Annotated in this window: 21 protein-coding genes; 12 read left to right on the forward strand and 9 right to left on the reverse strand. The window is 63.7% G+C overall.

All coding sequences use genetic code 11. The features are described from left to right. Positions 1-11: 11 nt before the first annotated feature. From pnp to rbfA, 4 genes are all read right to left on the reverse strand, one after another. Positions 12-2,147: a polyribonucleotide nucleotidyltransferase gene (gene pnp, locus AAIH46_RS13965; RefSeq protein WP_430306472.1), complete on the reverse strand. Its 2,136-nt coding sequence runs from the start codon at positions 2,145-2,147 to the stop codon at positions 12-14. Between the two features lie 340 nt (positions 2,148-2,487). Beyond that, entirely contained in the window at positions 2,488-2,757 is a 270-nt protein-coding gene (gene rpsO, locus AAIH46_RS13970) for a 30S ribosomal protein S15 (RefSeq protein WP_430306473.1), read from the reverse strand. A 160-nt stretch (positions 2,758-2,917) separates the two neighbouring features. Beyond that, positions 2,918-3,847, reverse strand: a complete 930-nt coding sequence (truB, locus tag AAIH46_RS13975) for a tRNA pseudouridine(55) synthase TruB (RefSeq protein WP_430306474.1) — start codon at positions 3,845-3,847, stop codon at positions 2,918-2,920. Positions 3,848-3,853: 6 nt separating this feature from the next. Continuing rightward, positions 3,854-4,273: a 30S ribosome-binding factor RbfA gene (gene rbfA / locus AAIH46_RS13980; protein WP_430306475.1), complete on the reverse strand. Its 420-nt coding sequence runs from the start codon at positions 4,271-4,273 to the stop codon at positions 3,854-3,856. Between the two features lie 438 nt (positions 4,274-4,711). Between rbfA and AAIH46_RS13985 the strand changes: the two genes are divergently transcribed. Together AAIH46_RS13985 and AAIH46_RS13990 are read left to right on the forward strand one after the other, a co-directional pair. Further along, complete coding sequence (locus AAIH46_RS13985; RefSeq protein ID WP_430306476.1) at positions 4,712-5,800, forward strand: DUF475 domain-containing protein; 1,089 nt, start codon at positions 4,712-4,714, stop codon at positions 5,798-5,800. Positions 5,801-6,079: 279 nt separating this feature from the next. Next, positions 6,080-6,838, forward strand: a complete 759-nt coding sequence (locus tag AAIH46_RS13990) for a siderophore-interacting protein (protein WP_430306477.1) — start codon at positions 6,080-6,082, stop codon at positions 6,836-6,838. Positions 6,839-6,850: 12 nt separating this feature from the next. Here the strand turns inward: AAIH46_RS13990 and AAIH46_RS13995 are convergent, their stop codons facing one another. After that, a complete protein-coding gene (locus tag AAIH46_RS13995) occupies positions 6,851-8,572 on the reverse strand; it encodes a chemotaxis protein (RefSeq protein ID WP_430306478.1) in 1,722 nt (573 codons plus the stop codon). A gap of 323 nt (positions 8,573-8,895) precedes the next feature. Between AAIH46_RS13995 and AAIH46_RS14000 the strand changes: the two genes are divergently transcribed. The 10 genes from AAIH46_RS14000 to AAIH46_RS14045 all read left to right on the forward strand — a co-directional run bounded on the left by AAIH46_RS14000 (position 8,896) and on the right by AAIH46_RS14045 (position 19,172). After that, a complete protein-coding gene (locus AAIH46_RS14000) occupies positions 8,896-9,222 on the forward strand; it encodes an STAS domain-containing protein (protein ID WP_430306479.1) in 327 nt (108 codons plus the stop codon). Then, positions 9,219-9,587 (forward strand): response regulator, encoded by a 369-nt coding sequence (locus AAIH46_RS14005; RefSeq protein WP_430306480.1) that lies wholly within the window; start codon positions 9,219-9,221, stop codon positions 9,585-9,587. The genes AAIH46_RS14000 and AAIH46_RS14005 overlap by 4 nt, the downstream gene beginning before the upstream one ends. Beyond that, entirely contained in the window at positions 9,584-11,608 is a 2,025-nt protein-coding gene (locus tag AAIH46_RS14010) for a chemotaxis protein CheA (RefSeq protein ID WP_430306481.1), read from the forward strand. The genes AAIH46_RS14005 and AAIH46_RS14010 overlap by 4 nt, the downstream gene beginning before the upstream one ends. Then, the gene (locus tag AAIH46_RS14015; RefSeq protein ID WP_430306482.1) at positions 11,605-12,120 is read left to right on the forward strand and encodes a chemotaxis protein CheW; all 516 of its coding nucleotides are present in this window, start codon (positions 11,605-11,607) and stop codon (positions 12,118-12,120) included. Before AAIH46_RS14010 ends, AAIH46_RS14015 begins: the two co-directional genes overlap by 4 nt. A gap of 18 nt (positions 12,121-12,138) precedes the next feature. Further along, the gene (locus tag AAIH46_RS14020; protein WP_430306483.1) at positions 12,139-13,845 is read left to right on the forward strand and encodes a methyl-accepting chemotaxis protein; all 1,707 of its coding nucleotides are present in this window, start codon (positions 12,139-12,141) and stop codon (positions 13,843-13,845) included. Between the two features lie 151 nt (positions 13,846-13,996). Continuing rightward, positions 13,997-15,904 (forward strand): methyl-accepting chemotaxis protein, encoded by a 1,908-nt coding sequence (locus AAIH46_RS14025; RefSeq protein ID WP_430306484.1) that lies wholly within the window; start codon positions 13,997-13,999, stop codon positions 15,902-15,904. A gap of 1 nt (position 15,905) precedes the next feature. Next, on the forward strand, positions 15,906-16,394 hold the full coding sequence (locus tag AAIH46_RS14030; RefSeq protein WP_430306485.1) for a chemotaxis protein CheW: 489 nt from the start codon (positions 15,906-15,908) through the stop codon (positions 16,392-16,394). A 12-nt stretch (positions 16,395-16,406) separates the two neighbouring features. Then, positions 16,407-17,264 (forward strand): CheR family methyltransferase, encoded by an 858-nt coding sequence (locus tag AAIH46_RS14035; protein ID WP_430306486.1) that lies wholly within the window; start codon positions 16,407-16,409, stop codon positions 17,262-17,264. Between the two features lie 7 nt (positions 17,265-17,271). Next, entirely contained in the window at positions 17,272-18,351 is a 1,080-nt protein-coding gene (locus AAIH46_RS14040; protein ID WP_430306572.1) for a protein-glutamate methylesterase/protein-glutamine glutaminase, read from the forward strand. A 122-nt stretch (positions 18,352-18,473) separates the two neighbouring features. Next, positions 18,474-19,172, forward strand: coding sequence for a ParA family protein (locus AAIH46_RS14045; protein WP_430306487.1), 699 nt, complete (start codon positions 18,474-18,476; stop codon positions 19,170-19,172). 10 nt (positions 19,173-19,182) lie between these two features. On the opposite strand, the gene ccoS is transcribed toward AAIH46_RS14045, so the two are convergent. Genes ccoS through ccoG form a run of 4 tightly spaced genes read right to left on the reverse strand, consistent with a single transcriptional unit; the run spans position 19,183 to position 23,715 of the window. After that, on the reverse strand, positions 19,183-19,335 hold the full coding sequence (ccoS, locus tag AAIH46_RS14050; protein WP_430306488.1) for a cbb3-type cytochrome oxidase assembly protein CcoS: 153 nt from the start codon (positions 19,333-19,335) through the stop codon (positions 19,183-19,185). Beyond that, on the reverse strand, positions 19,332-21,623 hold the full coding sequence (locus AAIH46_RS14055) for a heavy metal translocating P-type ATPase (protein WP_430306489.1): 2,292 nt from the start codon (positions 21,621-21,623) through the stop codon (positions 19,332-19,334). Before AAIH46_RS14055 ends, ccoS begins: the two co-directional genes overlap by 4 nt. Next, a complete protein-coding gene (locus AAIH46_RS14060; protein WP_430306490.1) occupies positions 21,620-22,114 on the reverse strand; it encodes a FixH family protein in 495 nt (164 codons plus the stop codon). Before AAIH46_RS14060 ends, AAIH46_RS14055 begins: the two co-directional genes overlap by 4 nt. Further along, entirely contained in the window at positions 22,114-23,715 is a 1,602-nt protein-coding gene (gene ccoG, locus AAIH46_RS14065; protein ID WP_430306491.1) for a cytochrome c oxidase accessory protein CcoG, read from the reverse strand. Before ccoG ends, AAIH46_RS14060 begins: the two co-directional genes overlap by 1 nt. Positions 23,716-23,848: the final 133 nt, after the last annotated feature.

Below are 23,848 nucleotides of genomic sequence, written 5' to 3' on the forward strand. Positions count from 1 at the left end.
AAGCTCAGGGCTTACTCGGCAGCTTCGCCGCCTTCAGCCTTGGTGAGCTCCTTGCCGGTTGCTTGGTCGACGACCTTCATCGACAGGCGAACCTTGCCGCGTTCATCGAAGCCCATCAGCTTGACCCAGACCTTCTGGCCTTCCTTGACCACGTCCTGGGTCTTGGCGACACGATCGGAGGCGAGCTGCGAGATGTGGACGAGGCCGTCGCGGGCGCCGAAGAAGTTGACGAAGGCGCCGAAGTCGGCGGTCTTGACGACCGTGCCTTCGTAGATGGCGCCGACTTCCGGTTCTGCGACGATCGAATGGATCCACTTGCGGGCCGCTTCGATCTCCTTGCCGGAGGACGAGGCGATCTTGATCGTGCCATCGTCTTCGATGTTGATCTTGGCGCCGGTCTTTTCGACGATTTCGCGGATAACCTTGCCGCCGGAGCCGATGACTTCACGGATCTTGTCGACCGGGATGTTCATGACTTCGATGCGCGGTGCGAACTCGCCGAGCTGGCTGCGACCCTCGGTGATGGCATTGGCCATTTCGCTCAGGATGTGCTTGCGGCCGCCCTGTGCCTGGCCAAGCGCGACCTTCATGATCTCTTCGGTGATACCGGCGATCTTGATGTCCATCTGCAGCGAAGTGATGCCGTCGGCGGTGCCGGCGACCTTGAAGTCCATGTCGCCGAGATGATCTTCGTCGCCGAGGATGTCGGAGAGGACCGCAAAGCGCTCGCCTTCGAGGATCAGGCCCATGGCGATGCCGGCAACCGGCTTTGCCAGAGGAACGCCTGCATCCATCAGAGCCAGAGAGGTGCCGCAGACGGTTGCCATCGAGGACGAGCCGTTGGACTCGGTGATCTCGGAGACGACGCGCAGCGTGTAGGGGAACTGTTCCGGCGTCGGCAGCATCGGACGAATGGCGCGCCATGCGAGCTTGCCGTGGCCGATTTCGCGACGGCCCGGGGAGCCCATGCGACCGGTTTCGCCGACCGAGTAGGGCGGGAAGTTGTAATGCAGAAGGAAGCGTTCCTTGTACATGCCGGTCAGGCTGTCGACGTACTGTTCGTCTTCGCCGGTGCCGAGCGTTGCAACAACGATCGCCTGGGTCTCGCCGCGGGTGAACAGGGCCGAGCCGTGGGTGCGCGGCAGGATGCCGACTTCCGAGACGATGGCGCGAACGGTTTCAAGATCGCGGCCGTCGATGCGGCTCTTGGTGTCGAGGATGTTCCAGCGAACGATCTTTGCCTGCAGGTGCTTGAAGACGGCGCCGATGACTTCGTTCGTGTACTTCGGCTCGGCACCTTCCGGGAAGAAGTGCGCCTTGACCTTGGCCTTGACGGCGTCGACGGCAGCGTAGCGCTCGGCCTTCTGCGTGTTCTTGTAGGCAGTGCGCAGTTCGGCTTCGAAATGCTGCAGCATTTCTGCTTCGAGAGCCGAATGGTCTTCTGCTTCGAACTCGCGCGGCTCCTTGGCAGCCACTTCGGCAAGCTTGATGATCGCGTCGATGACAGGCTGGAAACCGCGGTGACCGAACATCACTGCGCCGAGCATGATGTCTTCGTTCAGTTCCTTGGCTTCCGATTCAACCATCAGGACTGCGTCGCCGGTGCCGGCAACGACCAGATCGAGGGTCGATTCATCCATCTCGTCGAGATGCGGGTTGAGGACGTATTCGCCGTTGATGTAGCCAACGCGCGCGCCGCCGATCGGGCCCATGAAAGGGATGCCGGAGATCGTCAGGGCAGCGGAAGCGGCGACCATCGACAGCACGTCCGGATCATTTTCCAGGTCATGCTGGATGACCGTGACGACAACCTGCGTGTCGTTCTTGTAGCCTTCCGGGAAGAGCGGGCGGATCGGACGGTCGATCAGGCGGGAAACCAGCGTTTCCTTTTCCGACGGACGGCCTTCGCGCTTGAAGTAGCCACCCGGGATCTTGCCGGCGGCGTAGGTCTTTTCCTGGTAGTTGACGGTCAGCGGGAAGAAGTCCTGGCCCGGCTTCGGCGACTTGGCCGAAACGACGGTGGCGAGAACAACGGTTTCGCCGTAGGTGGCGAGAACGGCGCCGTCAGCCTGACGGGCGATCTTGCCGGTTTCCAGCTTGAGCGGGCGGCCTGCCCACTCGATTTCGACGGTATGCGTATTGAACATGATATGTCCTTCGTAGCGTGGCGGCGCGGCATCGGCTCCCTCCTCGGGAGCCGGAAATGGCGGCGGCCTTCGCAATGTGACGAGATCACGGGCAAGACAGCGGGAGGCTTTCGATCGAGCGCCCTCATTTTCGAGGGTCGTGGAGAAGCGTTGGCGCTTCATCCCAAAGCATCCGGCAATCCTGCCCCATGACAGGTCAACGGTTTGGTTTTGGCAGAGCCGGCCCATCCGGATCTGCGGGCACTCTCACCACGCGAACAGGGCGCGGCGCGGGAATTGCATCGGACAGGGTCCGAACGTAAAGCGGCAGGCGCTCGATGCGAGCGCCTGCCGGAATGTGCTAGCGGCGGATGCCCAGCGCAGCAATGATCTTGCTGTAACGGGATTCGTCCTTCTTCTTGAGATAGTCAAGAAGCGAACGACGGGTCGATACCATGGTCAGAAGGCCACGACGCGAGTGGTTGTCCTTCTTGTGATCCTTGAAGTGACCCGTCAGATTGTTGATGCGCTCCGTCAGGATCGCGACCTGAACTTCCGGAGAACCGGTGTCGCCTTCGACGGTTGCGTATTCCTTGATGAGCTCAGCCTTGCGCTCTGCAGTGATCGACATCGGGTGATCCTTTCGTGAAGGGGGAACAGGACGCCAGAAGCCGAGATGTCGGTCAGCTTTGGCCGTGAAAGCTTAAAGAGGCGCAATAAGCGCGTCTACAGCTGGCGGTGCCTATAAACCATCCGGCGAGCCTTGGGAAGTGGAATGTTCCGGCCGGCCCTCAGGCAAAGACGCGCTTCGGGCGGAACTCCCCCTCGCCGATTTCACCGATCGCCACGAGCTTGCCGCCGGCAAGCGCGACCGCTTCCGGCTCGGCCACGGGCGCATCACGGCCGCGCAGGATGATCGGATTTCCCATCCGCAGGCGGTGGGCCTGGTCGTCGCTGATGCGGATCTGCGGCAGCGCCGACAGAGCCTCGCTGGTATCGACCAGATAAGCATCGAGAGCCGCCAGACGTTCGTCACGATCCTCGATTTCCTCCAGGGCGATCAGCGTCGAAAGCGGCACCATCGTCTCTTCGGCGAACGGCGCCACGAAGCTGCGGCGGAGTTCGGAGATGTGGCCGTAGCAGCCGAGCTCACGGCCGAAATCACGCGCGAGCGAACGGACATAGGTGCCCTTGCCGCACTCGACCTCGAAGAACGCCCTGTCGGTCTCCGCCTTCAGGAGCGTCAGGCGGTGCACCTCGACCTCGCGTGACGGGATTTCCACCGTCTCGCCCTCGCGGGCCAGGTCGTAGGCGCGTTCGCCGGCGATCTTGATGGCCGAGAACTGCGGCGGGATCTGACTGATGACGCCGATATAGGCCGGCATGAGGGCGCGGATCTGTTCTTCCGTCGGCCGCTGGTCGGAGGTCTGGGTGACCTCGCCCTCCAGATCGTCCGTCGAACGCTCTTCGCCCCAGGTGACGGTGAATTCGTAGATCTTGCGGCCGTCCATGACGTAAGGGACCGTCTTCGTCGCATCGCCAAGCGCGATCGGCAGCATGCCGGATGCCAGCGGATCGAGCGTACCGGCATGGCCGGCCTTCTGGGCGTTGAACAGCCACTTGATCTTGCCGACGGCTTCGGTGGAACCGAAGTCGACGGGCTTGTCGAGGATCAGCCAGCCGGAAACCGGCCGGCCCTTGGGTTTGCGGGGTCTGGACATGCTTCTCTATTCTGGTTTGTCGTCGGTGGACGCGTCGGGCTCTTCCAGATCGCGACGGACTTCAGGCGAGCGCAAGAGGGCGTCGATCTTCCTGTAGTTGTCGAAGCTGGTATCATCGCGGAAACGCACTTCCGGCATGTACTTCATCTGGCGCAACTGGCCACCGATGCGGCCGCGGATGAATTTTGCGTTCCGGTTGAGCGCTGCGATCACCCCTTCGTGGTCCGCCACACCGAGCGGCGTCACATAGGCGGTCGCCATCTTCAGGTCCGGCGACATGCGCACTTCGGACACCGAGATGACCGTCTTCTCGAGCAGATCGTCGCGGACTTCGCCGCGCTGCAGAACCTGGGTGATGGCGGCGCGGACCTGTTCGCCGACCCGCAGCATCCGCTGCGACGGCGCGGAAGATGTAACTTTGCTCATTTTTGTTTTTCTTTCCTTCGGCCAGTTTCTTGCAGGCAATATAACAGAAATGCCGCCGACTGGCGCGGGCAGGCGTGCCTCATGCCTTGCAAAGGCGAAAAGGTCAAGGTGATCACGCCGATCCCAAAAAAAGGCTGCTGCGGCTTCGAATGCCATGCAAGCGGAATGGGCGCAGACGCGGACGCCCTTGACGTTTAGCGAAAAGCCGCCAATTTAGGAACAGTCTCCTGCGGTCCAACCGAACCCCAGGGCGGAATACTGGTGCCGGGCCCCTCTGGCGAGAGTTTTTACGGCGCTCTCGCGATGTCGGTACCGCCTGCAAGCAAGCCGGCGGATTGAACTCATGAAATCCTTCAACATCCCACGTGCGGATGCAGCCTTTGGCATGCATGCCGCCTACTCGTCCTTGTGCCTCGTCCTGCCGATCGAGGTGCGCACATGAATCCGAATTCCACGACATCGGCGCTCGGCTACTTCCGCTGGGCCTTCATCGTCACCATTGTCGGCCTGATCCTCGGCGGCGTGCTCGGCTGGCAGTCGACCGGCACCATCGGCGGCATGCTGACCGTGTTCTTCATCTGCGCCGTGCTGGCGGTACTGGAAATCTCGCTCTCCTTCGACAACGCCATCGTCAACGCCAACAAGCTGAAGGACATGACGCCGGTCTGGCAGCATCGCTTCCTCACCTGGGGCATCCTCATCGCGGTGTTCGGGATGCGCATCGTCTTCCCGTTGCTGATCGTCGTGATCGCCGCCGGTATCGGGCCGATCGATGCGATCGTGCTTGCCGCCGCGGAACCGGAAGAATATGCGCGCATCATGAACGACGCGCACCTGCCGATCGCAGCCTTCGGCGGCACCTTCCTGATGATGGTCGGCCTCACCTACTTCTTCAACCACGAGAAGGACATCCACTGGATTGAGGTGATCGAAAGCCGGATGGCGCGCTATGCGTCGATCAAGGGTGTCGAGATCGCATTCGTCCTGCTGCTGATCATGCTGTTCTCGCAGCTGCTGCCGGAAGCGGAAGCATCAACCTTCGTTCATTCGGCGGTCTACGGCCTCCTCACCTTCCTGCTCGTCGAAGTCCTGGGCGGGGTGCTGGATGCCTCGCAGAAAACCATGAGCGAGGCCGCAAAGGGCGGCCTCGGCGCCTTCATCTATCTGGAAGTGCTGGATGCCAGCTTCTCGTTCGACGGCGTGATCGGCGCCTTCGCCCTGACGCAGAACCTGTTCATCATCGCCATCGGCCTTGGCATCGGAGCAATGTACGTGCGCTCGATGACCATCATGCTGGTGGAGAAGGGCACGCTTGCGGAATACCGCTACCTGGAGCACGGCGCATTCTACGCGATCCTGATCCTGTCGGTGATCATGTACGTGCAGACCCTGTACCACATCCCGGAAGTAATCACCGGTCTGGGCGGTGCGGGACTGATCGGCCTCTCGCTCTGGTCGTCGATCCGCTACAATCGGCGGGAACGCAGCCGCGAGACGCATGGCACGCTGGAAAGCAGCCACGTCTGAAACGCCTTCAACATCTGACGACACGACAGGCCCTTCGGGGCCTGTCTTTGTTTGAACGCGACGACCTGGCGACGCACCGGTCGAAACCCGTCGCGCGCGTCTCGGCCGCACGGAAACCCCGGCAGCTTTCTAGGGTTCACATGGCGGTATCCGACATCTCGCGGCCGGCCGCATCGCACTTGCAAAATATGACTTCTAAGGGAAGGAATTCCGCGGTATCGGTCAGCATGTTCTGGAGGCAGCGCTGAGCCGCTGCCCGATCGAAGAAAGGAACCTCCGATGGATCAGCCTACCAACACTGCCGAAGGCGCGCCGCGCCAGCGCCCGATGCTTCCCAGCTGGACGCTCACGGTAACCGATGCCTTCGACGTGACGCCACAGCTGCGCCGGGTGCTTCTCGGCACCGACCGGATCGCCGAGTTCACCTACAAACCCGGTCAGGACATCGTGTTCTTCCTGCCGCTGGAGAATGGCGAACTTGGGCGCCGCCACTACACAATCCGCAAGGTCGACCGCGAGACCGGTACGATCGCGGTCGATTTCGTCATGCACGGCGACAGCGTCGGACCGAACTTCGCCCGAGGTGCCAAGGCTGGCGACGCGGTTGAAGTGAAGGGGCCGCGGGGACGGATCGTCTTCAACCCGGAGGCCGACTGGCATCTGCTGACGGGCGACGAGACCTGTATTCCGGGTATCCTGCACATCCTGGAAGAGCTGCCGGCCCGGTCGCGCGCCTTTGCCTTCATCGAGGTGCAGGATGCAAGCTGGCAGATGCCGCTCGACACGTCCGGCGACGTGTCGATGGAATGGATCCATCGTGGCGAGATCCCGGCCGGGCCGAACAACGTCATGCTCGACCGGCTGTCCGCCTTCGCCCTGCCGGATGGCCAGGGCCAAGCGCTGGTCATCGGCGAAACCAGCAATGTGCGGGCCCAGCGGCGGCATCTGCTGGAGCGGGGCATGCAACGCAGCCAGATCGCCTCCGAAGGCTACTGGCGGCCGGGCCGCCTGGGCGGCCACGACCACGTCGACGACTGAAGGCCGCCGCTCCTAGAACAGCGCGTCGTCGAGATCATCGTCCGACAGGACCATCAGCGGCGGCTCTACCGGCGCGGCTGTTCCCAGGATGCGCGCATGCAGTTCGCGCTCCGATGCCATGGTGTAGAGCCTGTTGATCTGCGGGCCGACCACGGCGATCGCCTCCTCAAGCCCCTCCAGCGACAGATCTTCGCCATCGATGGCGAACTCTTCGGCGCAGAGCCGCAGCGTGTCGCCGAGATCGGCCTGGAAGTCGAGCTTCAGCAGAGCGGCATTCATCTGCCGGATGCCGCCCTGTCCTTCCTCCGCGATCCGTTCGAGATCGGACTCCATCGCATCCGCAACCGCATGGATCCGGTCGATGGCACGAGCGAGGCGCGCATCGAGCGTATCGCCTTCCGGCTGTGCCGAGGCCCCATCCGCATCGGCCAAAAGCTGCTCGGTCGTGCCCTGCAGCCCCTTCAATTCGTCCAGGATCTGGTCGGCCACCTCATCAAGCCGGCCGGCAAAGATCCGCAGTTCCGCCGTCACCACGTTGATCGCCCGGCCCTCCTCGCCGATCTTGCCGCAGCGCAGGTTGGTGTTCAGCGCCATGTAGTGGATATCGCCGCGGACGATCTGCACGACGCCGATCCCCTCCAGCAGCGCCTGCACGGTTGAGAGCGTCCGTTCGGTCATCTCGCCCGCAGCGCGCGCCACCAGTTCGATCTCCCCGACAGCCCGGCGCGCCTCTGCAACGCCTGCTTCAAGGTTTCGCATGGCGCCGGCGCTCCGATCGTCATCCTCACCGGTCATTGCCTGCTGGATGGCGGCAATCTGCGCCAGTTCCGATGTGAAGCTCGAGACGGTTTCGACGATCAGGGTCGTGTCGCGGTCGAAGTCGTGCCGCGACTGTGCGAGCTGATTGGCCACGAGGTGACGAATGAGCGACGTCAGTTTCTGGCGGTTGTCGGCATTCAGATGATCGGCGTCGGCGGAGCCGAGATAGTCTTCGAGGATCGCGAAGCTGGACTGGCAATGTTCGAGGCGCTGGCGGGTGATGTCGCCGATCTGCATGGCTGACAGCGTCGAGGCAAGCTTGCCCTGGATGCCACGGGCGATGGAGCGCACCTGGCTGGCGCGGGCTGCAAGATCCTGCCGCTGGGAGCGGATCTGTGTGATGCCGCCATTCAGGCTGTCGACGATCTTCGGCACCTGCTGGCCGTAACGGGCAAGCGTTGTCTCGCCCTTGGCCATCACCGGGCCGAGACCGGCGCCCAAGGCTGCAAGCCGATCGGAGAAGTTGTTGACCTGCTGCGCGCCTTCCTGGATGCGCTGCAGGATTTCCTCGGCGAAGCCCGCGAAATCGGCGATGCCGGCACCGGTGATCTTTGCCGTCACGGCAAAGGTGCGGAGGTAGCGGAGCGTCTCCTGCATGGTGGCGACGTGTGGCCGCAGGACACGCTCGCAGAGCGCGATGTCCTTGAGGCGAGCCTGGCGATCGGCCTGCCGGGCCGTCATGCCTGACAGGACGGAGATGGTGGCGGCAAGTTCGTCCATCGTCGCGGCGGCGGTCTCCTCGTCCAGCGAGCCGGTCAGCGCGTCAAGCGAAGCGATCATCTTGTTGAGGATGTCGAGAACCGACAAGAGCACCGCCCCACCATCCAGAAAGCGCTGCTCGAGACGCGAGCGAGCCTCTTCGATCATCGTCAGCTGCGGATGCCCGGGCAGCGTCGGTTGGGTTTGGTAACTCATCGCAGTCAAAGCCACAGCCGCGGCCTCCTTCATCATGTCCCGCCTTCGCGGATCTCGCAGCCGTTGCGAAATGATGCGTCCGATCTTGCGTCGCCCATCCAGCACGTTGCGCATTCAGGTTGTGACGAGGGGGCGTTAATGACTGACGAATGGCGTTTTTCAATCAGCGCGCGTGGTTAATTTTGTTCTGCTAATTTACCAAGGATTCGACCATCAGTCTTTCCGAGCGAGAAGTGGTAGCGGGCCCTTAGGGAACCATTAATGATATTTGCTCAGCTTCTGCGTGCACTATCGTAGGTAATGACGCACGGAGAGCGCCTAACATGTCAGTCGTACCGGGGCGCTTCGAGCTCAGCCTGAACGGCCCTCTTTCTCTGCGCACCATCACCGATCATCGAGCGAGCCTGCTGTCAGCTCTCACCGCCAATTCGTCGGTGTCTCTGGCCATCGCCGAGGATGCGCAAATCGATCTGAGCTTCCTGCAGCTCGTCGAGTCGGCGCGGATCTATGCCGCCACCTCCGGCCGACAGATTGCACTCGCCAAGCCTGCTTCCGGAACCCTGCGCGATCTGCTCGAGCGCTCGGGCTTCCTTCAAGACATGTCGTCGGAAGATGCAAACTTCTGGCTTCACCAAGGAGACGTACAATGACTGCCAGCATCCTGACCGTTGACGATTCGGCCAGCATCCGCCTGACGACGCGGGTCGCGCTCAGCAATGCCGGCTACACCGTCACCGAGGCGGTGGACGGCGTCGATGGCATCGCCAAGCTGCAGGGCGCCCAGTTCGACCTCATCGTCACCGATCTCAACATGCCGAACATGGACGGCCTGACAATGATCCGCGAGCTGCGCAAGATCCCCTCCTGCATGGGTGTCCCGGTCATCTTCCTGACGACCGAGTCCGACCAGGAACTGAAGCAGGAGGCCAAATCGGCTGGTGCCACCGGATGGCTGACCAAGCCTTTCGATCCGGAGAGCCTGGTCAAGATCGTCAGGAAGGTACTCGGACGATGAGTTTTCCCGATCCCGTCCAGGTGTTCCGCACCGAGGCCGCCGAGCTCCTGGAACAGGTCGAGGCGGGTCTCCTGGATCTCAACCATGACCTTGGCGACAAGGAACAGATCGACGCCGTGTTTCGCGGACTGCACACGCTCAAGGGCTCCGGCGCCATGTTTGGCTTCGAAGCCCTTGCGGCGTTCACGCATCATTGCGAAAGCGCATTCGACCAGGTGCGCAAGGGAACGGTTCCGGCCAGCCACGATCTCGTCAACGCAGTCCTCGGCGCCACCGATCACATGCGGGCGCTGATCGAGGTGCCGGGCGGCAACCATGACGCGGTGAGCGAGATGCTTCTGGCGCGGCTGCGCACCGCTGTCGATTCAGTCGGCAAGCCGGCTCCGGCCGTCCCCGCGAGGCCTGCCGCCTGCACTTACAGGCTGCGCTTCCAGCTGCCGGTCAACGCCATGGCGAACGGCACCAATCCGATAGGCCTGCTGGACGAACTTCGCGACCTGGGTGATTGCAGGATCGTTGCCGACCGCTCCACTGTACCAGCGCTCGACGACCTGGTCCCGACCGATCTTCACATCGCCTGGACCGTCGAACTGATGACCGAGCAGCCGCGGTCGGCCATCGACGACGTGTTCATCTTCGTCATGGACGACATGCAGCTCGATGTCGAAGTGATCACGGGTGCAGGCCCAACTACCGGATCCGTGCGCAAGCCGGCGGTCGAGGCCGTCAGGCCGGAAGCCGCACTGCCGCAGGATCTGCCGCAGGTACAGAGCCAGCCCGTCGCCGCCGATCTGCCGGCAGCGACAAGGTCCGCGCCCGCTCAGGCCGATGCCAAGCAGGCAAAGAACAACGAAAACGTCCGGGTTCCAGCCGAACGCCTCGACGAGTTGATGGATCGCGTCGGCGAGCTCGTCATCGCCCAGTCGCGTCTCAGCCAGCTGGCCGGCGTCAGCGGTGACCTGATGCTGCGGGCGGTCTCGGAGGACGTGGAACGTCTGTCGGGAGAGCTGCGCGATACGATGATGGTGCTACGGATGGTGCCGGTGGCGCATCTGTTCAGCCGCTTCCGCCGGCTTGTCCACGACCTCTCCATCGAGACCGGCAAGACGATCGAACTGATCACCGAGGGCGAAAGCACCGAAGTCGACAAGAGCGTCATCGAACGGCTCGCGGATCCGCTGGTTCACCTGGTGCGCAACTCGTGCGACCACGGGCTGGAAACGGCCGATGAGCGCCGCGCCGCCGGCAAGCCCGCCTCGGGCAGCATCCTCCTGTCGGCCCGCCAGGCCGCCGGCGAAGTGATCATCACCATCAGGGACGACGGTCGCGGCATCGACCGCGACCGGGTGCGAGCCAAAGCGGAAGCATCCGGGCTGATCGCTCCCAATGCAGTTCTCGGCGACCAGGAGCTTCTGCAGCTGATCTTCCAGCCGGGCTTCTCGACCGCGCAGCAGGTGACCAACCTGTCCGGCCGCGGGGTTGGCATGGATGTCGTCAAGCGCACCATCGATGCGCTGCGCGGCACCATCAGCGTCGTTTCCCGCCCCGGCGAAGGGTCGGAAATCTCGCTGGCCATTCCGCTGACGCTTGCCATCATCGACGGGCTCCTGGTGCGCGTCGGCACCGGCCGCTATGTCATCCCTCTGTCCGCGGTCGAGGAATGCCTCGAACTGTCCGTCGAGGAAGACATGCGCTCGCGCGGCCGCAGCTTCATCTCGCTGCGCGACAGCCTGGTTCCGTTCATCCGGCTGCGGGATCTCTTCCGCACCGGCAGCAAGCCCGACCAGTTCCAGAAGGTGGTGGTGATTTCCACCGGCTCCGAGCGCGTGGGCCTGGTCGTCGACCAGATCATCGGTGACCACCAGACCGTTATCAAGAGCATGTCCAAGCTTCACCACGACGTCGCCAGCTTCTCGGGCGCCACGATCCTCGGAGATGGCGGCGTGGCACTCATCCTCGACGTCGCGCATCTCGTGTCGGCTGGACAATATCAGGAGGCGCAGTTGCGCGCTGCAGGATGAACGAAACGCTTCGCAAGATCTCCGACAGCCTCTGGGCAGGCCGCACCGAACTCGAGGTGCTGACCTTCGACATCGCCGGCGAGATGTTCGCAATCGAGGCGGTGAAGGTTCAGGAAATCCTCGACCTCCTGCCGGAGACGCCGGTGCCCGGGGCGAAGGCCTTCGTCGGCAGCGTCATCAACTTCCGCGGCAAGGTCATTCCGCTCGCCGATATCCGGCTCGCTTTCGGCATGGAGGCGACGGTCCCGACCATCGACAGCCGCATCATCGTCATCGAACTCGACATCGAGGGCGAGCCGACGCTCACCGGCATCCGCACCGACAAGGTCAACGAGGTGACGACGCTGGAGAGAAGCGCCGGCGAACCGCCGCCGAGCGTCGGCATGCGCTGGCGGCCGGACTTTATCGACTGCCTCGTCCGGCGCGGCGGCGAATTCATCATCATTCCCAACCTGCAGACCATCTTTTCAAGCCAGCAGGAGCGGCCATCCGCTCATGCTCTCACGGCCTAACGCACCAGAGGACATATCATGCGTGCATCGATCAAACTTAAACTGGCCTCCGCGTTCGGCTTTCTCATCCTCATGCTCGTGGCCGTCGCGACGCTTGGAATCATCAGCCTGGGCGGTCTCAACGCGACGCTCGAAAACACCATCGAAGGTCCGGCCGCCCGCCTCAAGCTGACCCAGGATCTCGCCAACGCGCAGCTGCAGCAGCTGAGACAGCAGAAGAACATGCTGCTCGCCACCGATGCCAACGAGATCCCCGGCTACGCATCGAAAATCGATACGCTGCGCAAGGATTTCGACGTCAGCTACGACGCGATCCTGCAGAAGGCTACCGAAAAGGGCATGGTCTACTGGAGCAAGCTGAAGTCGCTGGTGACGGATTACCGCAAGCAGGACGACCAGATCCGCGCGCTGATGCTGGCTGGCGATCATGCCGGTGCGCTGCGGATTTCCTCGACCGACAACCGCGTTACCGTGACCGAAATGGACAAGCTCCTCGACGAAGTCGTCGAGATGGAAACCGCGCGCCTGGCCGAAGCGAAGGCGGATGCGGCAGCAGATTACCAGCAGACGCGGATGATCATGATCGCGGTTGCCGGCATCGCCCTGCTGGTCGCGCTTGCCGCTGCTTTCTGGATCGCGCTCTCCATCAATCGCGGCCTGCGAAATGCCGTGACTGCGGTACAGAACGTTGCCGAGGGCGACCTGACGACGCTCGCCACGATCACCACCCGCGATGAAATCGGCGACCTGCTCGGCTACGTCAACACGATGATCGAACGCCTGCGCGGCGTGGTCGGCGACGCGCTTGCGGCTTCCGACAACGTGTCGTCGGGCAGCCAGGAACTGTCGTCCAGTTCCGAGCAGCTGTCGCAGGGTGCGACGGAACAGGCATCTGCTGCAGAACAGGCCTCCGCGTCGATGGAGGAAATGGCGGCCAACATCAAGCAGAATGCCGACAATGCCGCACAGACCGAAAAGATCGCCCGCCAGTCCTCGCGTGACGCAGAGACCTCCGGACAGGCCGTTTCGCGTGCCGTCGGTGCCATGCGCACGATCGCCGAGAAGATCTCGATCGTCCAGGAAATCGCCCGCCAGACCGACCTCCTGGCGCTGAATGCCGCCGTCGAGGCGGCACGTGCCGGCGAACACGGCAAGGGCTTTGCCGTCGTCGCATCGGAAGTGCGCAAGCTTGCCGAACGCAGCCAGGCGGCCGCGGCGGAAATTTCCGCGCTCTCCGGCGACACCGTTCAGGTGGCGACCGATGCCGGCGAGATGCTGAACCGCCTCGTGCCGGACATCCAGAAGACGGCCGAACTGGTGGCCGAAATCTCGGCTGCCTGCCGCGAGCAGGACGTCGGGGCAGCACAGATCAACGAAGCGATCCAGCAGCTCGACCGGGTAACCCAGCAGAACGCCAGCGCATCCGAGGAAATGTCTTCGACCTCCGAAGAGCTCGCCGCGCAGGCCGAGGAACTGCAGGCGTCGATCGCCTTCTTCAAGGTCGAGCATGGCCATGGGTCAGCCCGCAGGCTTGCGCCGGCAGCACAGCCGGTGGTTCGCAAGATCGCGCCTGCCAAGTCCGCTTCGCCGAAGGCGGCGGCCACACAGGCCCGCCGTGCCGAACACAGCGTCACTGCCCAGCAGGCACGCGTGAAGGGCTTTGCCCTCGACATGTCGACGGGCGGCCCGGATGCCGACGACGCCGACTTCCGCCAGAGCGCCTGAAGACAAAGCGCGGGGCCTCGGGTCCCGCGCAGCTTTTACGTCTGCGCATGATGCACGGGATGTTCAAGCGGCCGGTGAAAGCAGGAGCTTTCGCACCGGCCGCGCTTGTGCCGGATGTGGATCCGACATGTAACGAGATTGGATTTGCGAGATGCGGTTCACCATCAAATCAAAACTGAGCCTGGCGTTCGCGCTGCTGACGGCGCTGCTGATCGGCGTCGCCATCTATGGCGGCGTGAGCGTCAGCAAGTTGAACGACGCCAGCACGCACATGCTCGACGGTCCGGTCCGGCGCCTGGAACTGGCACTGACGGCGAACGTCGCCTCGGTGGATGCCGTTCGTGCGCAGGAAACCGCGCTGCTGATGACCAATCCTGCTGAGGTAAAGGCATTCTACAAGGAATCGGACGAACACCTCCAGCTGTTGACGAAATCGGCCCAGGAAGGACTGAACATCTCTGCGGCTGAAGGGCGCGCCTATTGGGAGCAGTTGCTGGCGGATGCCAAGCTGTTCAGCCAGAAGAGCGACGAGATGGAAGGCCTGCAGACCAGCGGCAACCGGGATGCTGCCGTCGCCCTGGCGATGAACGAGGTGCATACGATCTCGACGGAACTTGCCGCCTCGGTCTCGGGGCTTCTCGACATCCAGCGCCGCGGCATGGCGGAAACCCGCCAGTCGGATGCTGAACTGTTCACCGCGACGATGACCATTCTCACCGCCGCCGCGACCCTTGCCGTACTCGTTGCCATCGGCGCGGCATTCTGGATCACGCTCGGCATTACCCGTGGCTTGAGCAAGGCGTCTTCCGTCGTCAATGCAGTGGCGATCGGCGACCTGAACCAGACGGTATCGGTAAAGACGAACGACGAGATCAAGGACCTGATCGACACCGTCAACATCATGACCGCCAATCTGCGGGCGACGGCCGGTATTGCCGACCAGATCGCCACCGGCGATCTCTCCGTCGAGCCCAAGCCGCTTTCCGACAAGGACACGCTCGGACATTCGATGCGCAGCATGGTGTTGAACCTGCGGGAGACGGCCCGCGTTGCAAACGAGATCGCCTCAGGCGACCTGACCGTATCGCCGAAGCCGCTGTCCGACCAGGACACGTTGGGTCTTGCGCTGCGCAGCATGGTGGAGCGCCTTCGCGGCGTGGTCGGCGATGCGCTGTCGGCTTCCGACAACGTCTCGTCCGGCAGCCAGGAACTGTCGTCCAGCTCAGAGCAGCTGTCCCAGGGTGCGACGGAACAGGCATCGGCTGCCGAACAGGCATCTGCCGCCATGGAAGAGATGGCCGCCAACATCAAGCAGAACGCCGACAACGCTGCACAGACCGAGAAGATCGCACGCCAGTCCTCGCTCGATGCCGAAGCATCGGGACAGGCCGTGTCGCGGGCCGTCGGTGCCATGCGCACGATCGCCCAGAAGATCTCGATCGTCCAGGAAATCGCCCGCCAGACAGACCTGTTGGCGCTGAATGCTGCGGTCGAAGCCGCACGTGCCGGCGAACACGGCAAGGGATTTGCGGTCGTCGCTTCGGAGGTCCGAAAGCTTGCCGAACGCAGCCAGGCGGCTGCGGCGGAAATCTCCGCCCTCTCCGGCGATACGGTGCAGGTGGCGACCGACGCCGGCGAGATGCTGAACCGCCTGGTGCCGGACATCCAGAAGACGGCTGAACTGGTGGCCGAAATCTCGGCTGCCTGCCGCGAGCAGGACATCGGCGCGACCCAGATCAACGAGGCGATCCAGCAGCTCGACAAGGTCACTCAGCAGAACGCCGGAGCGTCCGAGGAAATGTCCTCGACCTCCGAAGAGCTTGCCGCACAGGCCGAGGAGCTGCAGGCCTCGATTGCCTTCTTCCGGGTGGAAACGGCACTGAAGGCAAGGACGGCCGGACGCGCGCCGACCGTCCGCCAGCCTGCCCAGACCCAGCCGTCGCGACCTGCAACAGGCCGTTCGGTGTCTGCTCAACAGGCGCGGGTGAAGGGCTTTGCCCTCGACATGTCGATGGGCGGGCCAGACGAAGACGACGCAGAGTTCCGGGAGAGCGCATAACATGGCAGCAGCATCTGAAGCGCAGTTCGTCACCTTCAGCCTCGGCAACGAGATCTTTGCCGTGCCGGTGGAAGTCGTCCGGGAGATCCTCGACCACGAGGAACCCTTCCGCATTCCGCATGGGCCGGAATATCTGCTGGGCCTGCGCGACGTCCGCGGCCAGGGTGTGCCGGTCATCGACCTGCGGCTGCGGCTCGGGATGAGTGCTACGGAGAAGACGCCGCACACTCGCATCCTGGTGCTCGACGTGCCGGTCGACGGCCGCGTGCTGGCGCTCGGGCTGGTGGCAGACCGGGTCTACGAGGTGGTGCCCTTCCAGCGCGAGCAGATCGAGACCGCGCCGGACATCGGTATTCGCTGGCGTTCCGACTACATCGCCGGCGTCGTGCGTCGCGATGCCGGCTTCGTGGTGATCATCGACCTCGCCCGGTTGTTTTCCGATTCCGGCAGCGCGCTTGCGGGCGTGACGCCGGCGCAGCAAGTGGCATAGGCGGAGTTCAGCGTGGCCTCATCGGCAAGCCTTCAACGACAGCCTCTGGACGACCGCCTCAGCCGGCGGAACTTCGACAGGCTGGCGAAGTACATCTACGACTACAGCGGCATCAAGATGCCGATCACCAAGCTGACGATGCTGGAGGGCCGGTTGCGGCGCCGGTTGCGCGCGACGGGGGCGACGACCTTCGACGGGTACTGCGACTTCCTGTTCAGCGGCAACGGGCTGGAGGGCGAATCCGTCTATCTGATCGATGCCGTCACCACCAACAAGACGGACTTCTTCCGCGAGCCCAAGCATTTCGAGTATCTCGCCGAGGCCGCCCTCCCCGAACTGCTGCAGTCTGGCAGCAACCAGATCCGCGTCTGGAGTTCGGCCTGCTCAACCGGTGCCGAACCCTACACGATCGCCATGGTGTTGGCCGAGTGTTTGGCACAGCGGCCCGACACCTCGTACAAGGTGATCGCGACCGATCTGTCGACGGAAGTCCTGGAGACGGCCCGCCGGGCGATCTACACCAAGGAAATGGTGCGGCCGGTGCCGACCCAGATGCGGCGCAAGTACGTGATGGAGGCCATCAACCCGCGCCGCGACGAGGTGCGCATCGCGCCGGTCTTGCGCCAGCGTGTCGGCTTCGGCCGGCTCAACCTGATGGACGAGGCCTATCCGCTGAAGGAGGCCCAGCATGTCATTTTCTGCAGAAATGTGCTGATCTACTTCGACAAGCCGACTCAGCAGCATGTTCTTTCGCGCCTGTGTGATCGTCTGGTGCCGGGCGGCTATCTGTTCATCGGCCATTCGGAAACCGCCTCGGGTCTCAACCTGCCGATCCGCCAGGTCGCCAATACTGTGTTCAAACGGGTATGACGCCATGCTGGGAAAGAAGATCCGCGTCCTGATCGTCGATGATTCGGCCAGCATCCGCCAGACGCTTACCCAGCTGCTGTCCGAGGATCCGGAAATCGAGGTGATCGGCGCCGCGGCCGATCCGTTTGCCGCGGCACGCAAGATCCGCGAAGAGATCCCCGACGTCATCACGCTCGACGTCGAGATGCCGCAGATGGACGGCATTACCTTTCTGCGGAAGCTGATGTCCCAGCATCCGATTCCCGTCGTGATGTGCTCGTCGCTGACCGAGGCGGGGTCGGAAACCCTGCTGCAGGCGCTTGATGCCGGCGCCGTCGACGTCATCCTGAAGCCGAAGATCGGTGCGGCCGATCATCTGGCGGAAAGCGCCGAGCGCGTGCGGGCGGCGGTCAAGGGTGCGGCGCGCGCCCGGCTTGGCAAGCTGCGCCGGTTCCGGCCGGACAGCGCACCGACGGCCAAGCTGACAGCCGATGCGGTGCTGCCGCCGCCGCGTATCGGCGCGATGGCGAAGACCACCGAGATGGTGGTCTGCGTCGGCGCCTCGACCGGCGGCACCGAGGCGCTGCGCGAGCTGCTGGAAGCGCTGCCGGCGAATGCGCCGGGCATGGTCATCGTCCAGCACATGCCGGAAAAGTTCACGGCCGCCTTCGCCAAGCGGCTGAATAGCCTCTGCGAGGTCGAGGTCAAGGAGGCCGAGCAGGGAGATCCGGTGTTGCGCGGCCATGTTCTGATTGCTCCCGGCGATAAGCACATGCTCCTCGACCGGCGCGGCGCACGCTATGAGGTGACGATCCGCTCCGGCCCGCTCGTCTCCCGCCACCGCCCGTCGGTCGACGTTCTGTTCCGCTCCGCCGCCCGGGCTGCGGGGGCGAACGCCATGGGCGTCATTCTGACCGGCATGGGCGACGATGGAGCCCGCGGCATGGACGAGATGCACCAGGCAGGGGCCTTCACCATTGCGCAGGACGAGGCAACGTCGGTGGTCTTCGGCATGCCGAAGGAGGCAATCGCCCGCGGCGGCGTCGATCGCGTTGTGCCGCTCGATCAGGTGGCGCGGGAAATCCTGGCGGCAGACAAGCGCCATTAGTCCGGGTCCGGACAGGCCGTCTTCGTCTTTCGTTAACCATGCTGCGTCAGAATGGCGGCTGCACAATGACAGTGCTCTGACTGAGCGATCGAGGCTCACGAACCTTTGCCCAAGGATCGACGATGCCCGTCATTACATTTGCCAACACCAAAGGCGGCGCCGGCAAGACGACCGCCGTGCTGCTGCTTGCGACAGAACTCGCCCGCATGGGCCACCGCGTCTGCGTTCTCGATGCCGATCCGCAATACTGGATGTCGCGCTGGTACGACCTCTCGCAGCCGGTAAGCCGGCTATCGGTCGTCTCCTACGTGACGCAGGCCTCCATCGACCGACATCTGGAAGAAAAGCGCGCCACAACGGATTATTTCCTGATCGACCTGCCAGGCGCGCGCAGTCCCCTGCTGGCGAAGGCCATCGGCCTGTCGGACCACGTGCTGATCCCGATCCAGGGCTGCGCGATGGATGCCCAGGGCGGCGCGCATGTGCTCGAACTCCTGCAGTATCTCGACGCCAAGCTCGGGCTGAAGGTGCCGCATTCGGTGGTCCTGACCCGGGTGAACTCGATGGTCACCACCCGTGCTCTGCTCGCCGTCAAAGGTCTGCTGGCGCAGCGCAATGTCGACGTCCTCAATACGCCGATCATCGAACGCTCTGCCTTCCGAGATGTCTTCGACTGCGGCGGCACGCTCTACTCGATGAGCCCGGAGCGGGTCAGCAATCTCGACAAGGCACGCGAGAACGCCGGCTTGTACGCGCAGGAAATCCTGCGCCGGGTCCCGGTCGGGATCGGCCGGCCACGCATGGAGCAAAGCGCCGCCTGAGACGGCTGCACTAAGCATCCGGCGTGTCATCCTCCTCCAGCACCCGCCAGGCCGCACCGTCGAGGTCTTCGTACTGACCGCTGCCCAGCGACCAGAGAAAGGCGCCGAGGCCTAAGGCTCCCAGCAACAGCGCGATCGGTATCAGGTAGATCAGCATGTTCATGCGAGGCTGGCCTCCGCGGCAGTCTGGACGCCAAGTCGCTGCGTTTGAGCAGCATCGGTTGTCGGCCGCGCCATGCGGTTGAGACGCAAGGCATTGACCACGACGATCAGCGACGATGTCGACATGGCGACTGCCGCAACCAGCGGCGTCGCATAGCCGGCGATTGCCACCGGCACGGCGATGACGTTGTAGCCGACGGCGAGCGCGAAGTTCTCGCGGATCAGCCGCGCGGCAGTGCGGGACACCGCGATGGCCGTCTGCACCGGCTCGAGGCCCTCGCGCAGGAAAACGAAATCGGCCGCCCGACGACCGATATCGGCAGCCGTTGCAGGCGCCATCGACACATGGGCGGCACTCAGCGCCGGCGCGTCGTTGATCCCGTCCCCCACCATCAGGACGTGGCGTCCCGCAGCACGCAGCCGCTCCAGGGCTTCCGTCTTGCCCTGCGGCGATACATCCGCCGTCCACGCCTCGATACAGAGCCGGTCTGCAGCATCCCGGACGGCCGCCGCGCGGTCGCCGGAGAGGATCGAGAGCGGAAACCCCTGCTGATGCAAAGACAGCACGACGCGTTTCGCATCCGGTCGCAGCGCGTCCCGAAAGGCGAAGCGCGCCTTTTCCTCGCCGCCGACGGCCAGCACGACTTCGGAGGCAACGTCGGCGTCCCGCGTCGTGGATCCGGCGCAGGCAAAGGCACGTCGTCCGAGCCGCACTTCACCGGCCGGTGTGTCGACGGCCATCCCCTCGCCGGCGATTTCACGGACGCCTTCAATGGCAGGCGTTGGACCATGATGCGAGGCCGCCAGCGCCCGCGACAGCGGGTGACGCGAATGGGCGGCAATCGCAGCGGCCAGGGCCTGGAATTCGGGATCGCCCTCAGCCTCGATCAGAACCGGCCGGCCGACAGTGAGTGTTCCGGTCTTGTCGAAAGCGATGGTATCGGCTTCGGCGAGCCGTTCCATCGCCGACCCGTCCTTCACCATGATGCCGCTCTGAAACAGCTTTCCGGCCGCCACTACCTGCACCACCGGCACCGCAAGCCCCAACGCGCAAGGGCAGGTGATGATCAGCACCGAGATCGCGATCAGCATCGCCTGCTTCCAGTCACCGCCAAGCATGCCCCAGCCAAGGAAGGTCAGAAGCGCCAGAAGATGAACGACTGGGGAATAAATGGTCGCGGCGCGATCGGCAATGCGGCGATACTGCGCACGACCGCCTTCGGCAGCTTCCATCAGAGCGATGACTTCAGCGAGGAAGGATTGGTGGACGGTGGCGGTCGCCCGCAAGATCAGCGAGCCGGTGAGGTTGATGACGCCCGCCTGGACCGCGACTCCGGGACGGACGGGCTGTGGAGCGCTTTCGCCGGTGACGATCGAGAGATCCAGATCGCTCATCCCTGAAATCACCATGCCATCCACCGGTACCCGATCTCCGACAGCGACGGCAAACCGGTCTCCCGAGGCGATTTCTTCCACGGGACGGTATTCGCGGCTATCGTCGTCAAGCACGACCATGGCCCCACGCGGTGCAAGACGCGCAAGTCCGGTGATCGCCGAGCGGGCGCGGTCACGCATGACATGGTCCAGCGTCCGGCCGATCAGCAGGAAGAACAGCAGCGACACCGTGGCATCGAACCAGGCGTGCTCGCCGTGTTGCACAGTCTCCCACAGCGAGACGGCATAGGAGAGCGTGATGGCGAGCGCGATCGGCACGTCCATATTGGTGCGGCCATGCCGCAGGGCCTGCCACGCCGACCGGTAGAAAAACCGCCCGCCATAGATCAGCGCCGGCGCAGCGATAAAGGCCGAGATCCAGTGGAAGAGGTCGCGGGTCGAGGCTTCCGCTCCGGACCAGACAGAGACCGAGAGCAGCATGATGTTGGCCGAGGCGAAGCCCGTGACCGCGACACTGCGGATCAGTTGCATCCTCAAGCGGTCGCTCTCCTCGGCGTCGCCTGAGAACAGATGAGCGGAATAGCCGGTGGCACTGCGGATCGCCTCGACGAAGGCGACGGGATCTGCGACGTCCTCTGCATTGCGCCAGATGATGGAGACGCGGCGTGTCGACAGGTTGACACGCGCCTTTTCGACGGCGGGCAATTGCCGGAGTGCCTGCTCAATCGACGCGATGCAGGCGCCGCAATGGACGCCGGGCACGCTGAGATCTGTCTGATAACGATCCTCGCCAAGGTCACGACGGGCCAGCAGCAGCTCTTCACGTGACGGCGCGCCATAGGCAGGAGAGGATAGATCGAGGGCAGCTTCGGTGCCCGGTGCGCAGCAGCTCATGAGGCAGGCCCGGTCACGGCGATGCGCTTGGAATGGTGCAGGATCCGCTCGCCCGATTTGAGGCCCGTCACCTCGACGATCCAATGACCCGGCAGAACCTCGCGCCGGGCTTCATGCACGCCGCTGCCAACCGGGGAGAGCAAGAGCTCGAAATCCTGGTGATCGCCGACGGGGCGCTTGAAGCGAACGGTCAATTCATCGGCGTCGACAGGCCTATCTGCCGCATCGACCATACGATAGCGGATCATGCCGGCGCCAACCGTCAGTGTTCCGGACAGGCCGCTGGCCGCCAAGTGCTTGGCTTCCTCGACCTTTCCGTTGAACTGCTGACTTGCCACATAGGTGTTCTCGACAACCAGCCCACTCCAGCTGTGGACCGCCTGGTAGGCCATGTAGACGTTGACCGAAATGATCGTGCCGAAGAACAGGCAGACGACGCCCGCCATGTGCCATCCGGTGAAGGTAAAGTCGTGGGATCGGCGCATGAACATCACTGGGCTCCGGGAATATTGAAGGCGGCGCGGTAGACGTCCTTCTCTTGGCTGATCCGATCCTCGACGATGAAGGCAAGGCCTTCGCGCGCATCGGCCAGCGCCTCCTTCGGCAGCGTCACGAACACTTTCAGTGTCGTGACCCTGTCAGGCTCCACCTGAATGGCGAAGACACGATCGGCATAGTCGGCAGCGAGTGCCGGGATCTTCATCTCGGCGCTGTTCAGCCCCTGCAGCGACAGGAGAAGGATACGGCGTTCCGGGATCATGTTGAGGAGGCGGATCGTGTAGCCATTGCGGATTGCGCCATCCGACTCGAGCACGAATTGCGGATTGCGGTCGTGCAGGACATTCAGCTCAAGACGATCCCGGGCAAGCAGTGCAACCACAAGGCCGAGGCCGACCGCACACCAGGCCGCCGTGTAGAAAAGCGTGCGCGGCCGAACGATGATCCGCCAGTCGAAGGATCTGACGGCCTCGGCGAAGCGGCCATCGGCGGTGCGCACCCGTGCGGGGTCGATAGCCGTGCGACCGCCGTCGGTGGCAATGGCCATGTTGGATCGGTACTCGTCGAGCGTCGCGTAGGCGATGAGCCCGCGTGCGCGGCCGAGCTTGTCCATCACTCCGTCGCAGGCATCGATACAGAGCGCGCAGGTAATGCAGGCGAGCTGCTGACCATCGCGGATGTCGATGCCCATCGGACAGACGGCGACGCAAGCGTCGCAGTCGACGCAATCGCCCATCGGCTGATTGGCCGCGGCCGCCTTCTTGGCATGCCGGCCCCGTGGCTCGCCGCGCCAGTCGTTGTAGGTGACGACAAGCGAGCTGTCGTCCAGCATGGCGCCCTGTATGCGTGGCCAGGGGCACATGTAGATACACACCTGCTCGCGCAGCAGTCCGCCGAAGACATAGGTGGTGGCGGTAAGGACAGCGACTGTCGAATAGGCAACGAAGGGCGCCTGGCCGTTGAGGAAATCGAAGGCCAGCGATGGCGCATCGGCGAAGTAGAAGATCCAGGCGCCGCCGGTTAGGACCGCGATGACCAGCCATGTCGCGTGCTTGCCCGTTCGCTTGGCGAGCTTCTCGAAGGTCCAGGGGCCGGCATCGAGTTTCATTCGGGCGTTGCGGTCTCCCTCGATGAAGCGCTCAACGACAAGGAACAGGTCCACCCATACGGTCTGCGGACAGGAATAGCCGCACCAGGCGCGACCGACAGCCGACGTTACCAGGAACAGGCCGAAGCCGGCCATCACCAGGAGGCCGGCGACGAAGAAGAACTCCTGCGGCCAGATCTCGATGAAGAAGACGTAGAAGCGGCGCGATGCCAGGTCGATGAGCACCGCCTGATCCGGCGCATAGGGACCACGATCCCAGCGGATCCAGGGCGTGATGTAGTAGATCCCCAGCGTCACCAGCATGACCAGCCATTTGAAGCGCCGGAATCGTCCTTCGGCCCGCTTCGGGAAAATCTTCTTCCGCTTCTGGTAAAGCGGCTGGCCGGCTGGCTGGTCCGGGCCTGGCGCGTCAGTTTTCCTGCCGCCCTCACCCGCGGTTGCGACGCCGGACGCTGTTATGTCGGAAGCTGCAGTATCGAGAGGCATGGGACCATCCTTTGGCCCATACTCTTGCCGTTCTCAGCCCAATGTTTCCTTGATGGAAATCAATCCGCAGGCGGCCACTTCGTCCTGTTGTGGCGGGATCGATCCGATTGCGCTATGCTGAGGATGGAAGTGG

It is taken from the genome of Rhizobium sp. 0TCS1.26 (assembly GCF_050455525.1).
GTDB lineage: Bacteria > Pseudomonadota > Alphaproteobacteria > Rhizobiales > Rhizobiaceae > Neorhizobium.